This window comes from Endozoicomonas sp. GU-1 (assembly GCF_027366395.1).
Taxonomy (GTDB): domain Bacteria; phylum Pseudomonadota; class Gammaproteobacteria; order Pseudomonadales; family Endozoicomonadaceae; genus Endozoicomonas.
Map to the genome: position 1 here is coordinate 2683177 of NZ_CP114771.1, position 19345 is coordinate 2702521.

Sequence of the window (19345 nt, forward strand, 5' to 3'; positions counted from 1 at the left end):
CCTCCGGGGTACCTTTACCCGACAGTCATCACTTCCCAAGCTTTCAAGCATGAGGCATACCATGCTCACTTTCTGTATAGCCCGAATTCAGCAGTCTGTTTTCAGCACGATCACGCAGCTTATCTGCCTGTCATTAATACTGCTATCGCCACTCAACGCCTACTGTTCTTTCAATTCAGATTTGCCTGATGATCAGACCGTTTGTTATGACAACCAGTGTCCACTGGACACTGACTTTTATTTTGAGTTTGAAAATATGCATCTGATCAAGGGACTGTTTACCGGGCAAAACTACGATCAGATTCCGGAAGTACCAACATTAGGTGGTTGCCGTAATGATGCCTGGAACTTTTTTAACTGGGCCTCCACCAGCAAGGGCATCCCGACAACCTCCCTGAAGGTACAAACTGATCGATCTGGCCCACTCAAAAAATCCATCGTCCTCGCGGAAATTGAACGCCTGGCAGAGCAAACCCACAGTGAAGCCGGGCCACATCGCATAATCATCAGTTTCAGCGGACACGGTACCCGCAGACCGGATACCAGCGGTGATGAGTTAGACCATATGGATGAGCTGCTGGTCTGTGGTCGCGATGTTATTTCCGATGATGAACTGCACCATGCCTTCAAACGCTTTCACAACAGCACAAGGCTGCTGATCTTCGTTGACACCTGCCACTCCGGCACCATGTTTGACCTGCCCTATCGGTATGTCTATAACTCGCTGCATCCGGATATTATCGAGGAAATTGATACAGGCAGAGACAGGGACATTCCTGCCTATATGATGGTGGTATCCGCCAGTCGCGACAGAGAGACCGCAGCCGATGCTTTTTTACCAAGCCCCGGTATTATCGCCTGGAGCAGCCAGGGGGACTTTAGCCACCGAATGATCAAGACATTGAAAGAGGTGTATTACCATAACCTCTATGTGAGAAATATTCCGGCCCTGCTCCGTGACCAGAAACTGCATGCCGAGGTCAGGTACAACCCGAATCAACATGCTGTTCTCTCAACCAACTTTCGTCCGGCCAGAAACCTGAAGTTGTTTGGCTGGTAGCTGTCCATTAACCGATAACATGTTGCGCATTGGCTTTGATTATTTCAGCGTTGATGCACATCAATGGAATGTAAATTTCTATTAACCGGGAATGCCGTATTTTAGCCCTTATCTCGGCATTCACCTACCCGGTTGTTTGATTGTTTTAACTCACTATCTTTTTACTGGTTTATTTTACCCTCTTATACATCAAGGCCTATGCCCTTATCCTTGCTTAACTAACATCATATATTGTTCGATTTTCACCCCACCGGCAGTAAAAAAAATCATAAGCAAATTCGATTATGTAATGTGCCATCAGCACAAAAACTCTTGAATAATTGCGTCCAAATTAAGTCGCCCGCATCGGTTCGGGGCTTTTCCCTGGCTATGCATAAGAAGAAAGGCGATAGAAAAAAGCACATACATCACACACAATTTCAGGAGTAAGCTCCATGCAGAAGAGAATTCTTGCAGCTGTTGTTGCTTCCATGATGGCTGGCCAGGCGATGGCTGTTACTGTTTTTGACAATGGTACTGACAAAGTGACCATCGGTGGTCACGTTGGTATGCGTTATGTTGACCAGGACAATGGTGACACAGCAGGCGATAGCAGCCGTATTAACTTTGGCTTCGAGCACAAACTGACTCAAGACACTACCGCATTTGCCAGAGCTGAGTGGGGCTTTGACGTCACTAAAACCAATGGTGAAGTATTCAACAACCGTTTGGGTTATGTTGGTGTTAAAAACGACCAGTTTGGTTCTGTGACTTTTGGTAAGGCCTGGTCTTCTTACGGTAAGGTTGCTGGCTGGACTGATAGTTTTGCTACCACTGGTGGTGAAGCTTCCGGTTACTACGGTGCAGATGGCCATGTTCTGGGTACTGCTCGTGCAGATGACGTACTTCAGTACAATCACAGCATCATGGGTCTGAATATCTCTGCGCAAGTTCAGTTGGGTGAGGGAGACTTTGCTGGAAACAATCGCGACAGCTCTTACGGTATTGCTGCCAGCTACGAGCTGCCAATGGGCTTAAGTATCGGTGCTGCATACAACCAAGCCGATGTTGAAGCAGCAACAGATTACAAAGCCAAGTCTGCAGTAGTTGGTGTTAAGTTTGAAACCGACAAGATCTACGCTGCTTTGACTTTTGCAGATTTGGAAAACCGTACTCTGTTCTCCGAAACTGCTGCGGGCGTTACTCGAAATGTCCGTGCTCACGACGCTACCGGTATCGAACTGTACGCCAGTTACCAGCTGAACGATATGTTCAAAGTTGAAGGTGGTTACAACCAGCTGGAAGGCGAGCGTAACGGTGTAGATTTGGAACAAGAAGTTAAGTACTTCCCAGTAGCTGTTGTTTACACCCAGGGCCCAGTTCAGCTGTCCGGTACTTACCAGTTTGAAAAGAGCACCAAAGTTGTTGACGGCGAAACAGTTGATGTTGATGACAAGATCATCCTGCAAGCTCGCTACTACTTCTAATACCGAAGTATAACCTTGCTTTTTTAAACTTTGAGCCTTGTAATTAATCCCTTAAAAATCAATTGATTATATGGGGTTGTTACAAGGCTTAAATTTTTGATAAAAAAATATTTATGGTTTAGGTGGCAGTAGTGGTGGCTGTCTTTGCCTTCCAAGTGGCTATCTTTATATCTCAGCCTCATAAACCGCCAGCCCTGGCACTTCTACTTTGACCACCCTATCTTCTACTAGTGCCTTATTACCTGGTACGACCGTTTCTCCCTGAACCCTAATACTCGTTCCATCCCTCAAGGTTGCGCTGCTGGTTCCGTCGCCGTTATTGCTGGTGATGGTGACAACGGTTCGCCCCCCCTTCGGGAATGAGTGATTTAAACTGCTGCCAGATATTGGTGGTAGCCATGACTCTTTATCCTTGTGATTCGGCTGCTAATACTTGCTATAAAAAGCAATGGTGGGCATTACATCAAAGCCAGGTCGACCAGCAACTTTTCTGCACTCTGTTTTTGTCTCATAAATGCAATGACGTAACCCTTACCGGATTGATCATCGAATCGGTATAACACTTTATAGTGTTTCATTAGATTTAACTGACGGTAGTCGTGAATTCCGACCAGAGCCAGCTCCGGGCAAACAGGCCTTATGGCAACATCCTGAATCAGCGCTGTCGATGTCTCAATCAGCTCAGTCAACAACTGGTTCAAGTCATCCCCACTATAAAATGCGCTCATATACCCTTTGAGCAAGCTCAAGGTCAGAAAGCCGGTTTCAGTGATTTCGACGGTGACAGGCTTACTCATTCCGCAACCTCTTGAGAGCCTCTTCCGGCGACATGGTGTTCCCGTTTCGAATATCTCTCTCAGCACGATTGGCAAGCTTGAGCAGAGCAATGGCCTCATCTCGCATTGAGGCTTCCTTTTCAGAATATATTCGATATACCGGTAAACCATGCTGGGTAATGCGTAATGGGCCGTCCTCCACATCCAGTTTGGCAGCATTCTGTTTCAGGTAGCTTAATGTTTGTGTTTCCATGGATTCTCTCTTTTTTCGGTCTATTAATGGTCTGATTATAGACCACTGCGCCCAAAAGTTCAGGTTATTCCGGGCGAAACGTTAACGTTAAAAATGCCTCTCCAATTCAAGGGACTGGAGGACCGCGCCAGCAGCTGTTGTGCTGATCTTTGCTCTTAAGCACTGAACCAACCGTCACGCACAGTACCTCGGTCCTCTGTAGGAACGCTACCCAACCTATCCGAAGACGCTATTCTGGTAAATCATTTCAATGAATTTGATGTGTAGAATCTCCGTTCACCCTGAGCGGAGTCGAAGGGTGCCTGGCACGATCTATCAGAGTCCGGAGTTTCCGCCCTTCTCGCGACAGGCTAAGCCTGAGAATGTGGGAGGTTCTATGAACTGAAATCATTCGTTGAAATCCAGTGGGTTCGACTCCCACCCGGTAGAGACTAACCATCAGCCGGAAGTGAGTTTTGCATAGTCAGGGGTAATCCTGGTTGTGAAGCGTAAACAGCGGGTACTAAAGCCGCGGGATTGAGCTCCGAAATGGACACCTTGTTGGAGGCTTCATTCTGAAGGGTATGGGGTCAGCACTGAAATGTCGAATTGGTGAGACATAATCAGTCCGACCGGAGTCCGAGACCGGGGCAAAGGTACAGGATGGATTTCTCAGGAACCTGCGAGATCCAGTGCTGACCTGAGTTAACTGGCCATTGGTTCTATGGCTGAACAGAACCCAGTGTCGTCAGGCTTCGCTTCAGGCCTGATGAGACAAAACATGAAGCAACACTCAGGAGTCTGGAAGCGAATCCATAAGTGACCGGATAGTAGGTGCTGGAAGTCTTAGTGTCCCATAGTACTGATGACAACGGGGAACTCTGCTCAGGAGGACCCGGACGAGGAAAGGGGACATCATAGTTATTGAACCGTTTGTGGGAAACACAAGAGGTACATTGAAACCTTATGTTTGTGTCAACGAAACAGAGACGGATAGCCAAACTGGCCAGAGACAACCAAGCCATGGCTTTCACCTCGCTAAATCAATACATGGACTACAACTGGCTTTTACAGGCCTATCATCTGACCCGCAAGGATGGTGCGACAGGCGTAGATAATCAAACGGCCGAGATGTATGAGCGACAGCTGGAGAGTAATCTCCTTAATCTGCTGGATCGACTGAAATCCGGTCAATATCGGGCCCCTGCGTTACGACGCGTTTATATTCCAAAAGGGAAAGGTCAGAAACGATCTTTGGGCATACCGACCTTCGAGGACAAGGTTGCCCAGAGAGCGGTGGCGATGTTATTGGAGCCTATTTACGAGCAAGATTTCTATAACTGCTCGTTTGGGTTCCGCAAAGGCAAGTCAGCGCATCATGCCTTACAAAGTCTACGTAGCCACATAATGCGAGATGGAGGTCAGTGGGTACTGGATGTGGACATCCAAAAGTATTTCGATACGATTGACCACAATCAGTTAAGGCAGTTTCTTGCCAGAAGAGTAATTGATGGTGTGGTACGAAAACTGATCGATAAATGGCTGAAGGTCGGTATACTTGAGTCAGGGCAGCTCTGCTACCCGACAATGGGAACCCCTCAGGGTGGTGTTATTTCACCACTGCTAGCCAATATCTACCTGCACTATGTACTGGATGACTGGTTTATTCAAACTGTACAGCCAAGAATTCAGGGAAGGTGTAGTCTGACCCGCTATGCCGATGATTTTGTCATGGTGTTTCAAAACCCTGACGATTGTCGTCGAATAGAGAGGGTACTGCCTGAGCGTTTTAGCGTATATGGCTTGACACTGCACCCGGAAAAGACGCAAAGAATTGACTTTCGGGTTCAGCACCGGAGAGAAAATAAGCGTTGTGGACTTCCGATCAGCTTTGACTTCCTTGGGTTCACACATTACTGGGGTAAAACCCGGAAAGGTGGGTTTGCAATATTCCGGAAAACAGCCAAAGGGCGAGTAGCCAAAGCGCTGAAGTCATTCAATGAATATTGTCGTAAGCATAAACATGACTCATTGAAAGAACAGTACGACAAATTGAACCGGAAATTACGGGGACACTTTGCGTACTTCGGCATAACGGGAAACTACAAAGCCCTGAAAGCAGTACACCGTCGTGTACAAAGAATCTGGCATAAGTGGCTGGGCCGCCGATCACGGACAAGTTATATTCCGTGGGAACAATTCTCCCAGTTCCTGAAACGCTTCCCCCTGACACCGCCAAGAATCCTGCATCAGTACTACCATGGGCATCAATTAGTGAAGCAGTAACTATGAGGAACCGGATGCCTTAATTGGGCTCGTCCGGATCTGTGAGGGTTGAGGTCGGTAACGACCTCTTCTACTCGGAGACAGGCTCAGGACGAACGAAGTGCGGAGGCACGACAAACCGTCAAACTCATTGAAACCATGTACTGGCTTGTTAATTGAGATTTATGGGTTATATTTATCCTTTTTATACAATAATATGGTATTAAAAATGGGTAATACCCAGTTTGAATACGATGAAGAAAAAAGTCTTGCCAACAAGGATAAGCATGGCATCGACTTTGTGCAGGCAGCCACCTTATGGGAGGATGATAGACTGATCTGCCTGCAATCGAAGGTAAAGACCGATGAGGACCGATTACTCTTTATCGGTCAAATAACAACTAAACACTGGACCGCCATAGCGACACAACGGAGAGACTGTCTCAGAATTATCTCAGTACGCCGATCCAGAAAAAATGAGGTGAACCTTTATGAAAGCCAGTGATATTGATAAAAAATTCGACGATGGCGAAGACGTACTGGAATTCTTCGACACCGACCATCCTCAACGGCCCAACCTTGCAGCCAAAAGGGTCAACATTGACTTCCCTGCATGGGTTGTCAATGAGCTGGATAAAGAAGCCAGCGCAATCGGCATCAGCCGTCAGGCGCTGATTAAAACGTGGATTGTTGACCGGCTCAGGCAGCACTGACCCGGTTCTGCCCGGCAACTCTGGAACGAGACTGGCGGGCTAACCCTGGTGTTCATCATAAAATTCTGGACAACCTGGTTACTTGTCACAATGTAGCCTGTGAGCTACTTTGTAGAAATGAAATATAACGTCGTGTCCACAGAAATATTCGATGACTGGTATCGCCAGCTCAAAGACCGTACCGCAGCCAAAGCTATTGCCCTGCGTATTACCAGAGCCAGGGCTGGGAATTTGGGCGACACCAGGATGATTGGTGGTGGTATCAGTGAGATGCGGGTGTTTATTGGCAAAGGTTATCGTTTATATTTCACGATCCGTAACCGCCAGCTGGTTATTCTTCTTTGTGGTGGCGATAAATCCAGCCAAAGTAGAGACATTAAAAAAGCGAAATCACTATTGGATCAATTGGAGGATTGAGTGATGAGTCTGAAACTGAAACCTTTCAATCCTGTTGCGATGTTGCAAGATGATGAGATTGCGGACTATCTCACCGAAGCCTATCTTGATGAAGATCCACAAGTCTTTATTATTGCCCTTGGCGATGTGGTCAAGCATAAAGGAGTTGCAGAAATGGCCAGGCAAACCGGATTAAATCGGGAAAGCCTGTATAAGACATTTAATGGCAAAGTGCAGCCAAAGTGGGATACTGTCCACCGTCTTTTAAAAGCACTGGGCGTTAAGTTGACAGTGGCAGCATAATTACTGGATCGCATAGCCACACAATGGGGTGAATCCTGGTGTTCACCATGCTTTCAAAACCTACTCCGGCCCCGGCGGAAACCCATCGGTCATAATCTGCTCCATGGTCCACGGATTGGTATCCGGAAACTCATCCTCCGGTATTTCCAACTCCCGGGAAGCATCCCGGCAAGCAATGGGATAACATTCCAGCAGGCTTTCATCCAACAGTTCATACAAGCTGGGGTTTTTCATCAACAGTCGTTTAACTATTGCCCGTTCTTTTGCCAGGCTGTAATCAATCACCATAAACCAGCTGCGGTACCAGCGACTCAAGGCATGCAGGTCTTCTTTGAAGGTGCGAATATGCCATTTAAGCAGAAGCACCAGGATCCGGGTCAGATGATTTTCCAGCGTGTTGACCTTTTCCTGGCCAAGGTCGTCTACCTCCTCAATCAGGTTCTCCAGGTCCAGAGCCCGAAACTTGTTTTTTTTCAGTAAATCAATTTGCTGACGGGTCCACTGATAAAAGTCCGTTTTGTACAGGTTACTCATAGTGATGATCTCCCGATGCTACTGATGTTTTTTTAAGAGCTTCAGTGTTGTCTCCAGCAATCTCCTGCAACCCTCTATCGCAGCTTCTGAGTCATCACCCAGTGAAGCAGAAGGCTTTTATTATTGTATTGATCCGTCCCAGAGCCTATCAGGATGATATTGACCGGGAGTAGGTGACAGCCTGGGGTATTGAGTTTAGTAAGACAGATGAGCAGATGATGATGGTTCCGGTTCTCTAATCTTGTCCTGATGGTAAAGAACCAATACCAGAGGAGACTGTCACAAACCGGCTGGAGTATAGGCCATGAATGTCGTGCCATGGGAATTTTGACAATAAATATGAAGTTTCAGCGCTGCCCGCTGCCCGAAAAAGACGGGCGACTTGTAGTTTTGCGGGAAGCGGGCAGCGGGCAGCGGCATTAACTAATGCTTCAGATAAACACGGAACTTATTCCGGAGCAAATCCCGGAAAGCAGAACGCTAAATAGATAACTGAACAACGTCGCCTGTTTGTTCGGTAAGGCAACGATTAAGCACCGCGAGAAAGGTGTCCCCCCGGCCATCGAGCAGCCAGTCCCCCTGCTCTTCATCGTAGTCAAAATGGAATCCACCACTGCGGGCGGCCATCCATAGCTGTAGCAGCGGGGTCTGGCGGCTGAGAATAATTTTGCTGTTGTCTTCACAGGTTAACGTGAGAATGCCTGCTGATGTTTCATAGTCAATGTCCAGTTCGGCATCGTCTATGGCGTCTTCAATGGCCAGCATCAGGCCATCCAGAAGTTCATTATATTGACGCTCTTTCATTCCTGTCTCGGTGCAATTTAATCTGAATGGGGGAATTTTAGCCTGCTTCCGGCGTTGCTGATAGAGCCTTCCATGAAAAGAGAGCGCTGCCACCGCATGCCGAGTTGCCTCAATTATGGAATATTCGGGCTAGAGCCATCGCTAATTAGACAGTTATACTGTGGCCTATTCAGAATTAAGGATCAGATTATGAGATTGTTCACTGCTGACCATCGGCTGAAAACTTCCGCTCTGGCCGCTGCTGCGTTTTTCGTGCTGCTGCTCACAGGCTGTGGTCAAAAGGGTGACCTTTATCAACCAGCATCATCTCTGGCTGATGCATCGGCAGCTCTGGAAGAAACAGTCGTTGAATAAAGAGCAGTTCTGGCTAATTACATCAATAAATAAGTGAAATGGGGAACAGTCACCTTATGGAGTGGTTTACGTTTCAGCCCGCTGAACCAGCGGCCGGTAGCCAGTTGTTTGCCGAAGAGATTCCGGTGCAACAGCTGGCCCGCCAGTATGGTACGCCTTTATATGTCTACTCCAGACGAGCCCTGGAAGCCAGCTATCAGGCCTATTATCAGGCCATGGCTGACACCCCCCACTTGATTTGTTATGCGGTAAAAGCGAACAGCAACCTGGCGGTGCTGAATGTTCTGGCCCGGTTGGGGGCTGGCTTTGATATTGTCTCGGTCGGGGAGCTGGAACGGGTGCTCGCGGCAGGCGGTGATCCCGCCAGGGTGGTGTTTTCCGGAGTGGCCAAGCAGCGTCATGAAATTCGCCGGGCGCTGGAAGTGGGTGTCCACTGCTTCAATATTGAATCAGAACAGGAGCTGGAGCATATTCAGGAAGAAGCACTGGCGATGAATCAAGTGGCCCGCATCTCCCTGCGGGTCAACCCGGATGTGGATGCCCGGACTCACCCCTATATCTCCACTGGCCTGAAAGATAATAAGTTCGGCATTGATATTAACCGGGCTCCTGCGGTTTATGCCCGGGCTGCTGAATTGAGCCATATTGAGGTGGTGGGTGTTGATTGCCATATCGGTTCCCAGCTGACCACCACCGAGCCTTTCCTGGATGCGCTGGATCGTCTGCTGCTATTAATGGATCAGTTGCAGGCGCAGGGGATTCATTTGCAGCATCTGGATATTGGCGGTGGCCTGGGGGTTCAGTATCAGGATGAGACGATTCCCTCACCTGCGGATTATCTGGTGTCGGTCAAACAGCGCCTTGTTGAGCGGGGCTATGGCGATGTGATGCTGGTGGTGGAGCCGGGTCGGTCTATTGCTGCCCAGGCGGGTATCCTGCTGACCCGCGTTGAGTTGATCAAGGCAACTGAGCAGAAGCATTTTGCCATTGTGGATGGTGCAATGAATGACTTGTTGAGACCGTCCATCTACAGTGCCTGGCATACTATTGCCAATACGGCGCAGCACGCGGATGTGGATACTCAGGTGTATGATATTGTCGGGCCTGTTTGTGAAAGTGGCGACTTTCTGGGCAAAGCACGGAATCTGGCCATCCGGGAAGGTGATCTGCTGGCGGTGTATTCGGCGGGTGCCTACGGTTTTGTTATGAGTTCCAACTACAATACCCGCAATCGAGCCGCCGAAATCATGGTTGATGGTACTCAATCTTATGTGATCCGTCGTCGGGAAACCGTTGCCGAGCAGTTTGCCTCAGAAAGCCTGCTGCCGTCGTAAAGTATCAGGAAAGAATGAACTATATGTTGCTACATTTCACCAAAATGCATGGGCTGGGTAACGACTTTATGGTGGTCGATATGGTGTCCCAGAACCTGCGCCTGCCGCCGGAAAAAATCCGCCGCCTGGCGGACCGGCGGTTTGGGATCGGCTTTGACCAGTTGCTGCTGGTTGAGCCCCCGACCAATCCTGATATGGACTTTCGCTACCGCATCTTTAATGCCGATGGCAGTGAAGTGGAGCAGTGTGGCAATGGGGCCCGTTGTTTCGCCCGTTTTGTTCGGGACAAAAAGCTGATCGGCAGAGACCGGATCCGGGTACAAACCGCCGGGGGCAACATTGAGCTGACGATTCAGAGCAATGGCGAGGTTTGCGTGGATATGGGGATGCCGAGGCTGGACCCTGAACAGGTGCCGTTTAATGCGCAGCAGCGTTCAGTGACCTATCCCCTGACGGTTGATGGCCAGGTTATCGAAGGTTTCTGCCGTATCCATGGGCAATCCCCACTGCGTTTATCGGGTGGATGATGTGCACAGGGCTCCCGTGGACACCTGGGGGCCGATGATTGAAGCCCATCCGGATTTCCCCCGGAAATGTAACGCCGGATTTATGCAGGTCCTCAGTACCGATGAAATTAACCTGCGGGTATTTGAGCGCGGCGTTGGTGAAACCCTCGCCTGTGGCACCGGTGCCTGTGCCGCTGTGGTGGCAGGACGCCTGCAAGGTTTGCTGGGCGATACCGTTAAAGTGAACTTGCCCGGTGGTAGCCTGTCTATTTATTGGCCGGGAGAGGGCAGTCCGGTTATGATGACAGGCGCAGCAACCCGGGTTTATGAAGGATACACCCGGCTATAAATCCGCTAAGGGCCAGAGACCATGACCGAACAGATTGTCGAATCAGACAGGGAACAGCAAGCGCCGGATCAGCCGAAAGCTCTGAAACCCAGGCAGGTTGCCAACTTTCTGAAAGAGCATCCCGATTTTTTTGTGGGCCGTGACGATCTGCTGCTGGATCTGACCCTGCCCCATCAGCGTGGGGATGCGATCTCGCTGGTTGAGCGTCAGGTCGCATTGTTGCGGGAACGGGCCCTGGATTACCGACACCAGCTGGTCCGCCTGGCGGACAATGCCAAAACCAATGAAAAGCTGTTTGAGCGTATGCGGCTGTTGGTATTGGCCCTGCTGGAGAGCAGGGATCTGGAACAACTGGTGGAAGTGATCGGTGACAGCCTTAACCATGAGTTTGGTATTGAATTCCATTCGCTGATTCTGTTCAGTGACCAGCCGATGAACCTGCCCGTCAGGATTGAACATACCGACGTGGTGATGGAAGCCCTGGGTTCCATCATGACCAGTGGCAAAGCCATTTGTGGCCAGGTGACTCAGGCCGAGCTGGACTTCCTGTTTCAGGAGCAGGCCGAGCATGTTGGCTCGGTGGCCATTGCCCCCCTGAACTATGCCCTCAGTGAACCACAGCAGCTTGGGGTTCTGGCGTTGGGCAGTCAGGATAAACAGCATTTCAAGGCCAGCATGGGCACCCTGTTTATCAGTTACCTGGGCGATATCCTGAGTCGAATTCTGGCTCGACAGCTGCATTCATGAATCACTCTTCTTCCGATTCTCCGGTTAATAACAGCCTGCAGCCATCAATAGCGGCTTTTCTGGATTACCTCCGCTATGAAAAGCAGCACTCACCCCATACGCTGTCGGCCTATCAACGTGATCTTGCCCGTGTGATGCAGCAGGCTACCGCCAGTGATATTCAGGGGTGGGCAACGATTACCGAGAAGCAGTTAAAGCAATGGCTGGGACTCTGGCACGAAGAGGGGTTATCCAGTCGCAGCCTGCAGCGGTTGATCTCATCACTTCGTCGTTTTTATCACTACCTGTTAACCCGGGGTGAGGTAACCAGTAACCCGGCGCAACGGCTTCGGGCACCGAAAACCGGCCGACCGCTGCCGGTGACGCTGGATGCCGACCAGGTCAATCACCTGTTGGATGACCCGTGTGGTCAGGCGGAGGGTGATCCGCTGAAGTGTCGTGATCTGGCCATCCTGGAGCTCTTCTACTCGTCAGGTTTGCGTCTGGCCGAGCTGGCGGCACTGAACCTGGACAGCTTTTCCAATGGGTTTTCCCAGGTGAAAGTGCTTGGGAAACGCAGCAAAGAGCGGATGATCCCGGTGGGCAGCAAAGCCCGGCAGGCAATTCAACACTGGCTCACTTTTCGGGAACAGTTGGTTCGGGGTGAGAGTGGTAGCGCCCTGTTTCTGTCAAAGCTGGGCAGGCGCATCAGTACCCGACAGATTCAGAATCGTATCAGGGAGTTTGCCCGGGAAGCGGGCATGCCGGTGGGGGTTCATCCCCACATGCTGAGGCATTCGTTTGCCAGCCACCTGCTGGAATCCAGCGGTGACCTGCGCTCAATTCAGGAACTGCTGGGGCACAGCGATATCTCCACCACCCAAATCTATACCCATCTGGATTTTCAGCATCTGGCCACGGTGTATGATAAGGCTCACCCAAGGGCGAAGAAGAAAGACGACTGAATGCAAGAATTCATTTGATTCAGGTTGATCCGGAACAGGCAGTTTTTAATGTTTCCAATCGGGCCATGGCATGGGAATTACCCGCTTTTTTGGCGTAATCCAGCGCAGTATTGCCAGAATTTCCGGATGAATCAAGATCAAAATCCAGCTCGCCTGCATGATCATACAAGTAATCGAATACGCTGTTGGCTTTATAATAAGCGCATTGACGAAAAGCGAGGCCAAATTCTGACTTGCCGATACTGACGGTTATCTTTTGTTTAAGTCGTAAAGCAATCTCTGAGGCGTCGATTAAACCGATTAACTTAATATTATGTACTACCGTTTTAATATCCTGCATAGCTTTTACCGCTTTCTTATCACCCTTGATTTTCCGCTCAAAAAATTCAAGCTCATCATCGGAAATCGGGGGGTAATCATTACTCCCTGTAAAAGAAACAGAGTAGTCTCCGCGTAACCCAAATGTGAGAAAAATTTCTACAGGGGTAGTATTTAACCCATTACTTGGAATGATCCGATCATTAAAAGGATCGACAAAAATCAAACTTGGTAGTTTTTCCTGTAACAAGAAAAAAAAATCCGCAACATCCATGGCAATTTCAGGTCGATTTTTATGTTCAACACCGTATTTAGCGGTAACGGTATTCATTTGATCAAACAACCGCTCCATAGACTGGTTATCGGCAATTAGCAGCATACAATGCCCATCATGTGGAGTATCACTGTTGCGTCTGTTAGCAAAATGGAGCGCCCAGATAATATCAGCGGGAACACCTGCTTTTAACAAGTTTTTCCGGCACTGATAAACTTGGGGACCACAATCACCAAAACCGTTTTTTGAAGAGAACTTGAAATATATATCGCTAGTTCTGATGTTGGATAGATCATGGTTTTGTCGAAATATTCCCTGTAAACACTGGTAGCCCAAATGCATTTTTTTCACTTGCCCGGTAACAAAAGGACCGCGATGCAGTGTCATCCTTACCAGATCGACTGGCCTCAGACTGGGATAATGTATGCTAAAGTCCGTGACGAGATGACTGCTTCCTGCCACTTCATTGCGAGTTGTCGCTACGACCTGGTTGAGAAACCGGGCATTTTCTGCGATATCCTCAACCCTGGTCGAAAAGCCACGCCAGCACGGAGCGTCAATACTTTTGGGGCGATTTGACTGGGCTGCTTCCGATGTGGGCAATGGTAAACCATGAGCTGCTTTCGAGTCACTGCTTTGGGAGGCTGATGCTTGCATTGCTGTCGTTCCTTGCAAAAAAGTAACTGACTTCAAGCATTGGACAACTCGGATTGAAAGCCGTTCACTTGGAGGCTGTCCGGAATTTACTGTTACCGCAGCAGCGGCTGTCTATTCCCAGACAGCCTAATTGGATTTTGTCGGAATTAAACGGCGGGTCTGTGCTAAATCCGACAGTCGATTCAGGCCAGGCTGGCACCAATCAGAAAATAACCCACCAGTGTCACCAGCAAAATACCCATAATATTCAGGGCAAAGCCAGCTTTCATCATATCGGTTATTGCCAGTTTTCCTGAGCCAAACACCACGGCGTTTGGCGGAGTTGCTACGGGCATCATAAAGGCAAAGCTGCAGGCAAGGGCCGCCGGTGCTGCCAGCATCACCGGATCAATGCCCAGGGTCACACCCAGGGCACCCATCAATGGCAGGAAGCCGGCAGCCGTTGCGGTGTTGCTGGTCAGTTCGGTCAGGAAGGTGATAACGGTCACCACGAAGGCAACGACCAGCAGCACCGGCAGACCATTGGCAATCGTCATGGCTTCGGCCACCCAGCCGGCCAGACCGGTATTTTTGATCTGCGCTGCCAAAGTCAGACCACCACCAAACAGCAGCAGAACACCCCAGGGGATTTCCCGAGCCTTTTCCCAGGACATGACATAAACACGCTTATCGTGCTTCACCGGAATGATGAACAGGCTGATGGTCGCGGCAATGGCAATAATGGTGTCAGAAAGACCGGGAATAAACGCCTTCAGGTAAGGTCTCGTAATCCAGGAAATGGCGGTGATGGCAAAGATAATGGCAACCGTTATTTCGCCACGACTCATTGGGCCCAGTACTTTCAGCTGCTCACGGAATACCGTTCTGGCTTCAGGGTTCTCTTCGGTGGACAGTTTGAAACCAAAGCGGGTCAGCCAGACCCAGGCAATCAACAACATCAACAGGCTCATGGGCAGGCCCACCATCATCCACTGGGCAAAGCCAATTTCCATGTTGTAGTTTTCAGACAGGAAGGCGGCCAGCAGGGCATTGGGAGGGGTACCGATCAAGGTTGCCAGTCCACCAATACTGGCACTGTAGGCGATGGCCAGCAGTAACGCTTTGGCAAATGCACTGTTTTCACCTTCATTGTTGCCGCTTACCATGGAGGCAACGGACAGACCAATCGGCAGCATCATCACACTGGTGGCGGTATTGGACACCCACATACTCAAAAAGGCCGTGGCAATCATAAAGCCGGCAATCTGGCGGTCAGGCCGTACTCCAGTTTTCAGCATGATATGCAGGGCAATCCGTTTATGGAGATTCCAGCGCTCCATAGCCATGCCCAGCATAAAACCGCCAAAGAACAGATAGATGGTTGGGTGCGCATAGGGTGCCGTCACTTCCTTGATGCTGGCGATGCCCAGCAGTGGCACCAATATCATTGGCAGCAATGAGGTCACAGGGATGGGCACTACCTCCGATACCCACCAGATCGCCATCATGGTTGCCACACCCACCATATACCAGGCCGGTTGCTCCATACCGGCAGGTGGTGGTATGACCAGCGTGAGCAGTAAGACCATTGGCCCCGCAAACAGGGAGAGCCAATAGAGCGCACCGGGTGAAGATCGTTTAAAGGCTGTATTGTTTTTAGTCACAGTATCAGATCCATTGCGGTTTGTACGAATAGTGTCTTTTATTTTCGGGTATGCAGATATTGATCTGTGTCAATGAAGGGACTGTTCACCTGTTACTTCCCGTTGATGGTTGCGCAGTTTTGGGGTTTACCAATCTGGCACCCACTTTATCCCAGAACAACTGGAAAGAACTTTCAGGCCATGTCCCGGTTGCTGCTGGGTGATTTGGGAAATTTTCCTGCTATCGGGTTGACCAACCCGATTTAACAAAAAAAACAAAGAATATATGCAGATTATCCGGCAGACGTTATGCTTTAAAGTCGAAAATCCACTTGAATGCTGACAGTCAGAGTGAAGCAGATCATTATGGATACGGTTGTCAATTACACTGAATTACCCGGCCTTTCTGGTCAAACACCCGTTCACAAATCAACTCAAACGGAGCCTGAAGCAGAAGCGTCCGGATCCTTGGGGCCTTATGACGTCAGTCGTATAGATATTGATGAAGTGGTAATGTTTACCGGCTGTCTGCCTGATAAGGAAATTACGGTAGAAAGGGCAGAGTCGTCGTGAAGATTTATCCGACGTTGAATGTTACCGCCCAGAACGAAGAGGCCAATGGCACATCTTTCAGCATCAGATTTCGCAGCTTACCCGTGAATCAGACATCCGCAAACCTGACAGAAGCAGAAGCGGATGGCAGAGAAGACTTTGACTGGGATTACTATGTTGAATCTGCCAATGTGGACAACAGTGAGTCAACACCAGTGAATACTGCTTCCGGATCTCACAGTTCTGGAGATTCCGGTATTGATAGCCCTTCAGCAGCTCATGTTCAGAGGGTTATCAGGCAACCGGTCCTGCCAGCCATGAGAGAAGATTCGATATCTTCGGATACGAGCGTCTCTGAAGGGTTTGTTCCCGGTTCAGCCTTGACAGTAACATCGTCTTCTCTTGATAAAAACGCTTCTCCTAGAGAGTCTTGCTATTCTATGGACTCTAACAGCAGTTCTTTGAATTCTGCCAGTAACGTTCTATTCAGACATGGCCATAAGATTTGCGAGATCGCTGACATGATAAGTGTCCCGGGTCCGCGTAAAGCCTCTGTATCCAGGATGATATTTAGCAGGCTGATCACTTATGATCCGAGCAGCGTACCTCCCTGGTACAAAAGTAAATACGTTCATATAAGGTCTTTGATCACTAATGTTGAAAGTTTCATTTTGAAAAGTGCTGCCAATGGCATGGGCTGGTGTGATGCGAATGGTAAAGGCATGAATCTTTTTACAGGCCCGGCTGACCTTTCGAGTTATCCGTTGAGTTCAAAATTTGTATTCCGGTTTGAAAATAACACCAGTATCTTCGAGTGTCTTTGTGAAGCTGCGAATCTGCTTACCAGTGTCGAAAGCCAGGTTGACCGATGCTTTCGTGGGTCAACCAGAACCAATCCCATAGATCGTGTTACGCTTTATGAAACGCTGTCTTTTAAACAAAGTAATAAAGAATCCATCAAAAACAAAAGTCGAAGTGGAGATGCACAACTGTTATCTGATTGCTCTTCTGCCATTTTTTTCTATTTCAGCAACTTGATCTCGAAATTAGAGTCTGCAATACAATCGAAAAAATACAATAGAGACGAGGCAGCGATTGCCAGGAAAATAGCCGACCATACGATTCTGGAAAAAAGAGAGGGAATTTTGATTTATTAAATGCCTGCGTAAACTTTAATTTAGCGGTTCGACTGATCAAGAGAGAATATGAACTGACTGCTTTGGCTCAATACGATTCAGAAAGGAGGGCAGATGAACCGTTGGACGTCGAGTTCGAACCCGAAGACCTGAATGTGATAAAGCAATTACGTGTCCTGATTGAGGCCCTGGAAGAAGAAGGCAGAGCCATTCTCAGTGACTACGAAACCTGTATTGACACCCTGCCAAGAGCGGTAAAAGGTAAGAGCTTTGCGGCAAGGGTGTTAAATATGTCTGATAATGGTAATGCCAGTAAGCCATTACAGGACATAAAGTCAACATTGACTACCGTATTGAAAAATCATTCAGTCAGCCTGACAGATTAACCGGGTTGGTTCCTGCTGCTCAAGGAGAAGCAAATCATTTATGGATGCGGTCATCAATCAAACTGAATTGGTGGATCTCTCAGGACAAACTCCTGTTCATAAATCAACTCAAACGAATGCTGACGCAGCAAGTTCCGGATCTCTGGGCCCCTATGAGGTTAGCCGTATAGAGGAAGTGGTAACATTCACTGGTAGTCTGCCTGAGAATAAAATTTCCCTAAAAAAGGGCAGGATAGTCGTAAAGATTCAACCTGCCTTGAATTTCACCTCTCTGGACGACGAGGATAACAGGAAATCTTTCAGCATCCGATTTCAGAGTTTACCCACGAACCAGTCATCAGTGAATGGGGCAGAAGACATTGGCGGTGGAAATTTTACTTCGGATACAAGCATCAGCGACAGATCCTTCTGCGGTTCAGGCTCCATAGGAACAACGTCTTCTCTTGATAGAAGGTCCTCTGCTGACAGAAAGTCTCACTACTCTTTGACCTCTGATAGCATGTCTCGGGATTCCACCACGAACAGTCTCTTAAAATCTGACCAGAAGACCTATCGATTTACCAATGGTCAGGTGATCCGTGAGATAGCGAAAAAGATCCGTCGTCCATGTAGTAGCTCCGTATCCGAGGTAATAATTAACAAGTTTATTACTTATGATCCGGACAAAGCACCTGACTGGTATAAAAATAAGTATGAGTTTAACCCATCGTTGAGGACGTATATTGAAATTTTTATGTTGAAGAACTTTGCCTTTTGGATGGCCTGGGTCGATGCTGATGGTCATCGCAAGAATCTTTTTTCCGGTTCAGGCATTCAATTGAGTCCAAAATTTGTTCTCTGGATCGAAAATAATATGAGTGCCTTCGAGCGTATTTGTGAATCCGGGGATATGCTGATCAATATCGAGAGGCATATTGACCAATGCCTTCGCGGGACAGTTAAAAAATCCATAAGTCGTGTTGAAATCTATGAATCACTCTCTTTTAAAAAGATTGATAAAGCATCTATCAACAGCATCAATCAGAAAGGCAACTCACCACTGCCTCAAGATTGCCATCACGGGATTATTTTTTATTTCCGCAATTTGGTATCGAGACTGATGAATATGATAAAAACAGAAAAATACACGTCAGGAAAGCGGGAGATTCACAGAAAAATAGCTGACTATACGATTATGCAAAAGGATAAAGGAAATTTTGATTTATTAAAGGCCTGCACAAATTATAACGTGGCGGTTCGGTTGCTCGCGAAAGAGTTTGAGTCTTCTGGTCTGGCTGAATACGATTCAAAAAAGAGGATCGATGGCGAGTTATGTCCCGAGGTTAACTACTCCCTTGTCGACCCCGGGCATTTGGACGTTATAGAGCAGCTCATCTTCCTGATTGAAACTATAGAGAAAGAAGGACGGGGCATTATCAGTGAATACAAAAAATCCATCGATGCCCTGCCAAGAGCAATAGAAGGTAATACCTTTGAAGAGAGGACGTTACACATGTTTGATAGTGGCAATGGTTATGTCAGCAGGCCACTGAATAGCATAAAGTCAACATTGAATAAGATATTGGCAAATCATCCGGATAACCCGGCGGAGTTACCGGATTGATTCCCGGAAAAAAA

At 48.4% G+C, this 19345-nt stretch carries 21 protein-coding genes and 1 pseudogene; 16 read left to right on the plus strand and 6 right to left on the minus strand.

What is annotated here, in order from left to right:
* The first annotated feature begins 61 nt into the window (after nt 1-61).
* Both O3276_RS11085 and O3276_RS11090 read left to right on the plus strand, forming a co-directional pair.
* Nucleotides 62-1060: a caspase family protein gene (locus tag O3276_RS11085; RefSeq protein WP_269675673.1), complete on the plus strand. Its 999-nt coding sequence runs from the start codon at nt 62-64 to the stop codon at nt 1058-1060.
* 434 nt (nt 1061-1494) lie between these two features.
* Nucleotides 1495-2526: a porin gene (locus O3276_RS11090; RefSeq protein ID WP_269675674.1), complete on the plus strand. Its 1032-nt coding sequence runs from the start codon at nt 1495-1497 to the stop codon at nt 2524-2526.
* A gap of 458 nt (nt 2527-2984) precedes the next feature.
* On the opposite strand, the gene O3276_RS11095 is transcribed toward O3276_RS11090, so the two are convergent.
* Together O3276_RS11095 and O3276_RS11100 are read right to left on the minus strand one after the other, a co-directional pair.
* Nucleotides 2985-3323: a hypothetical protein gene (locus tag O3276_RS11095; protein WP_269675675.1), complete on the minus strand. Its 339-nt coding sequence runs from the start codon at nt 3321-3323 to the stop codon at nt 2985-2987.
* Nucleotides 3316-3555, minus strand: coding sequence for a type II toxin-antitoxin system Phd/YefM family antitoxin (locus tag O3276_RS11100; protein ID WP_252023919.1), 240 nt, complete (start codon nt 3553-3555; stop codon nt 3316-3318). Before O3276_RS11100 ends, O3276_RS11095 begins: the two co-directional genes overlap by 8 nt.
* Before the next feature lie 945 nt (nt 3556-4500).
* Between O3276_RS11100 and ltrA the strand changes: the two genes are divergently transcribed.
* The 5 genes from ltrA to O3276_RS11125 all read left to right on the plus strand — a co-directional run bounded on the left by ltrA (nt 4501) and on the right by O3276_RS11125 (nt 7211).
* Complete coding sequence (ltrA, locus tag O3276_RS11105; protein ID WP_269675676.1) at nt 4501-5820, plus strand: group II intron reverse transcriptase/maturase; 1320 nt, start codon at nt 4501-4503, stop codon at nt 5818-5820.
* Between the two features lie 208 nt (nt 5821-6028).
* Nucleotides 6029-6304, plus strand: coding sequence for a BrnT family toxin (locus tag O3276_RS11110; RefSeq protein WP_269675677.1), 276 nt, complete (start codon nt 6029-6031; stop codon nt 6302-6304).
* Complete coding sequence (gene brnA, locus O3276_RS11115) at nt 6291-6512, plus strand: type II toxin-antitoxin system BrnA family antitoxin (RefSeq protein WP_101748923.1); 222 nt, start codon at nt 6291-6293, stop codon at nt 6510-6512. The genes O3276_RS11110 and brnA overlap by 14 nt, the downstream gene beginning before the upstream one ends.
* A 132-nt stretch (nt 6513-6644) precedes the next feature.
* Nucleotides 6645-6929: a type II toxin-antitoxin system RelE/ParE family toxin gene (locus tag O3276_RS11120; RefSeq protein ID WP_241693369.1), complete on the plus strand. Its 285-nt coding sequence runs from the start codon at nt 6645-6647 to the stop codon at nt 6927-6929.
* Between the two features lie 3 nt (nt 6930-6932).
* The gene (locus O3276_RS11125; RefSeq protein ID WP_269675678.1) at nt 6933-7211 is read left to right on the plus strand and encodes an addiction module antidote protein; all 279 of its coding nucleotides are present in this window, start codon (nt 6933-6935) and stop codon (nt 7209-7211) included.
* Nucleotides 7212-7271: 60 nt separating this feature from the next.
* Here O3276_RS11125 and O3276_RS11130 read toward each other — a convergent pair whose 3' ends face one another.
* Both O3276_RS11130 and cyaY read right to left on the minus strand, forming a co-directional pair.
* Nucleotides 7272-7745, minus strand: a complete 474-nt coding sequence (locus tag O3276_RS11130; protein ID WP_269675679.1) for a DUF29 domain-containing protein — start codon at nt 7743-7745, stop codon at nt 7272-7274.
* 480 nt (nt 7746-8225) lie between these two features.
* Nucleotides 8226-8549, minus strand: coding sequence for an iron donor protein CyaY (gene cyaY / locus O3276_RS11135; protein WP_269675680.1), 324 nt, complete (start codon nt 8547-8549; stop codon nt 8226-8228).
* A 189-nt stretch (nt 8550-8738) separates the two neighbouring features.
* Here cyaY and lptM point away from each other — a divergent pair, with 189 nt between their 5' ends.
* From lptM to xerC, 5 genes and pseudogenes are all read left to right on the plus strand, one after another.
* Nucleotides 8739-8903, plus strand: coding sequence for an LPS translocon maturation chaperone LptM (lptM, locus tag O3276_RS11140; protein WP_269675681.1), 165 nt, complete (start codon nt 8739-8741; stop codon nt 8901-8903).
* Between the two features lie 56 nt (nt 8904-8959).
* A complete protein-coding gene (lysA, locus tag O3276_RS11145; RefSeq protein WP_269675682.1) occupies nt 8960-10237 on the plus strand; it encodes a diaminopimelate decarboxylase in 1278 nt (425 codons plus the stop codon).
* 23 nt (nt 10238-10260) lie between these two features.
* Nucleotides 10261-11092 (plus strand): annotated as a pseudogene (gene dapF / locus O3276_RS11150) (diaminopimelate epimerase).
* 21 nt (nt 11093-11113) lie between these two features.
* Nucleotides 11114-11839 (plus strand): DUF484 family protein, encoded by a 726-nt coding sequence (locus O3276_RS11155; RefSeq protein WP_269675683.1) that lies wholly within the window; start codon nt 11114-11116, stop codon nt 11837-11839.
* The gene (xerC, locus tag O3276_RS11160; protein WP_269675684.1) at nt 11836-12783 is read left to right on the plus strand and encodes a tyrosine recombinase XerC; all 948 of its coding nucleotides are present in this window, start codon (nt 11836-11838) and stop codon (nt 12781-12783) included. The genes O3276_RS11155 and xerC overlap by 4 nt, the downstream gene beginning before the upstream one ends.
* A gap of 19 nt (nt 12784-12802) precedes the next feature.
* Here xerC and O3276_RS11165 read toward each other — a convergent pair whose 3' ends face one another.
* Nucleotides 12803-14032: a hypothetical protein gene (locus O3276_RS11165; RefSeq protein ID WP_269675685.1), complete on the minus strand. Its 1230-nt coding sequence runs from the start codon at nt 14030-14032 to the stop codon at nt 12803-12805.
* Nucleotides 14033-14214: 182 nt separating this feature from the next.
* Nucleotides 14215-15675: an SLC13 family permease gene (locus tag O3276_RS11170; protein WP_269675686.1), complete on the minus strand. Its 1461-nt coding sequence runs from the start codon at nt 15673-15675 to the stop codon at nt 14215-14217.
* Nucleotides 15676-16020: 345 nt separating this feature from the next.
* On the opposite strand from O3276_RS11170, the gene O3276_RS11175 reads away from it, so the two are divergent.
* The 4 genes from O3276_RS11175 to O3276_RS11190 all read left to right on the plus strand — a co-directional run bounded on the left by O3276_RS11175 (nt 16021) and on the right by O3276_RS11190 (nt 19331).
* Complete coding sequence (locus O3276_RS11175) at nt 16021-16227, plus strand: hypothetical protein (protein WP_269675687.1); 207 nt, start codon at nt 16021-16023, stop codon at nt 16225-16227.
* An 83-nt stretch (nt 16228-16310) separates the two neighbouring features.
* Nucleotides 16311-17363, plus strand: coding sequence for a hypothetical protein (locus tag O3276_RS11180; protein WP_269675688.1), 1053 nt, complete (start codon nt 16311-16313; stop codon nt 17361-17363).
* A 101-nt stretch (nt 17364-17464) separates the two neighbouring features.
* On the plus strand, nt 17465-17728 hold the full coding sequence (locus tag O3276_RS11185; RefSeq protein WP_269675689.1) for a hypothetical protein: 264 nt from the start codon (nt 17465-17467) through the stop codon (nt 17726-17728).
* Nucleotides 17729-17768: 40 nt separating this feature from the next.
* On the plus strand, nt 17769-19331 hold the full coding sequence (locus O3276_RS11190; RefSeq protein WP_269675690.1) for a hypothetical protein: 1563 nt from the start codon (nt 17769-17771) through the stop codon (nt 19329-19331).
* The last annotated feature ends 14 nt before the right edge of the window (nt 19332-19345 follow it).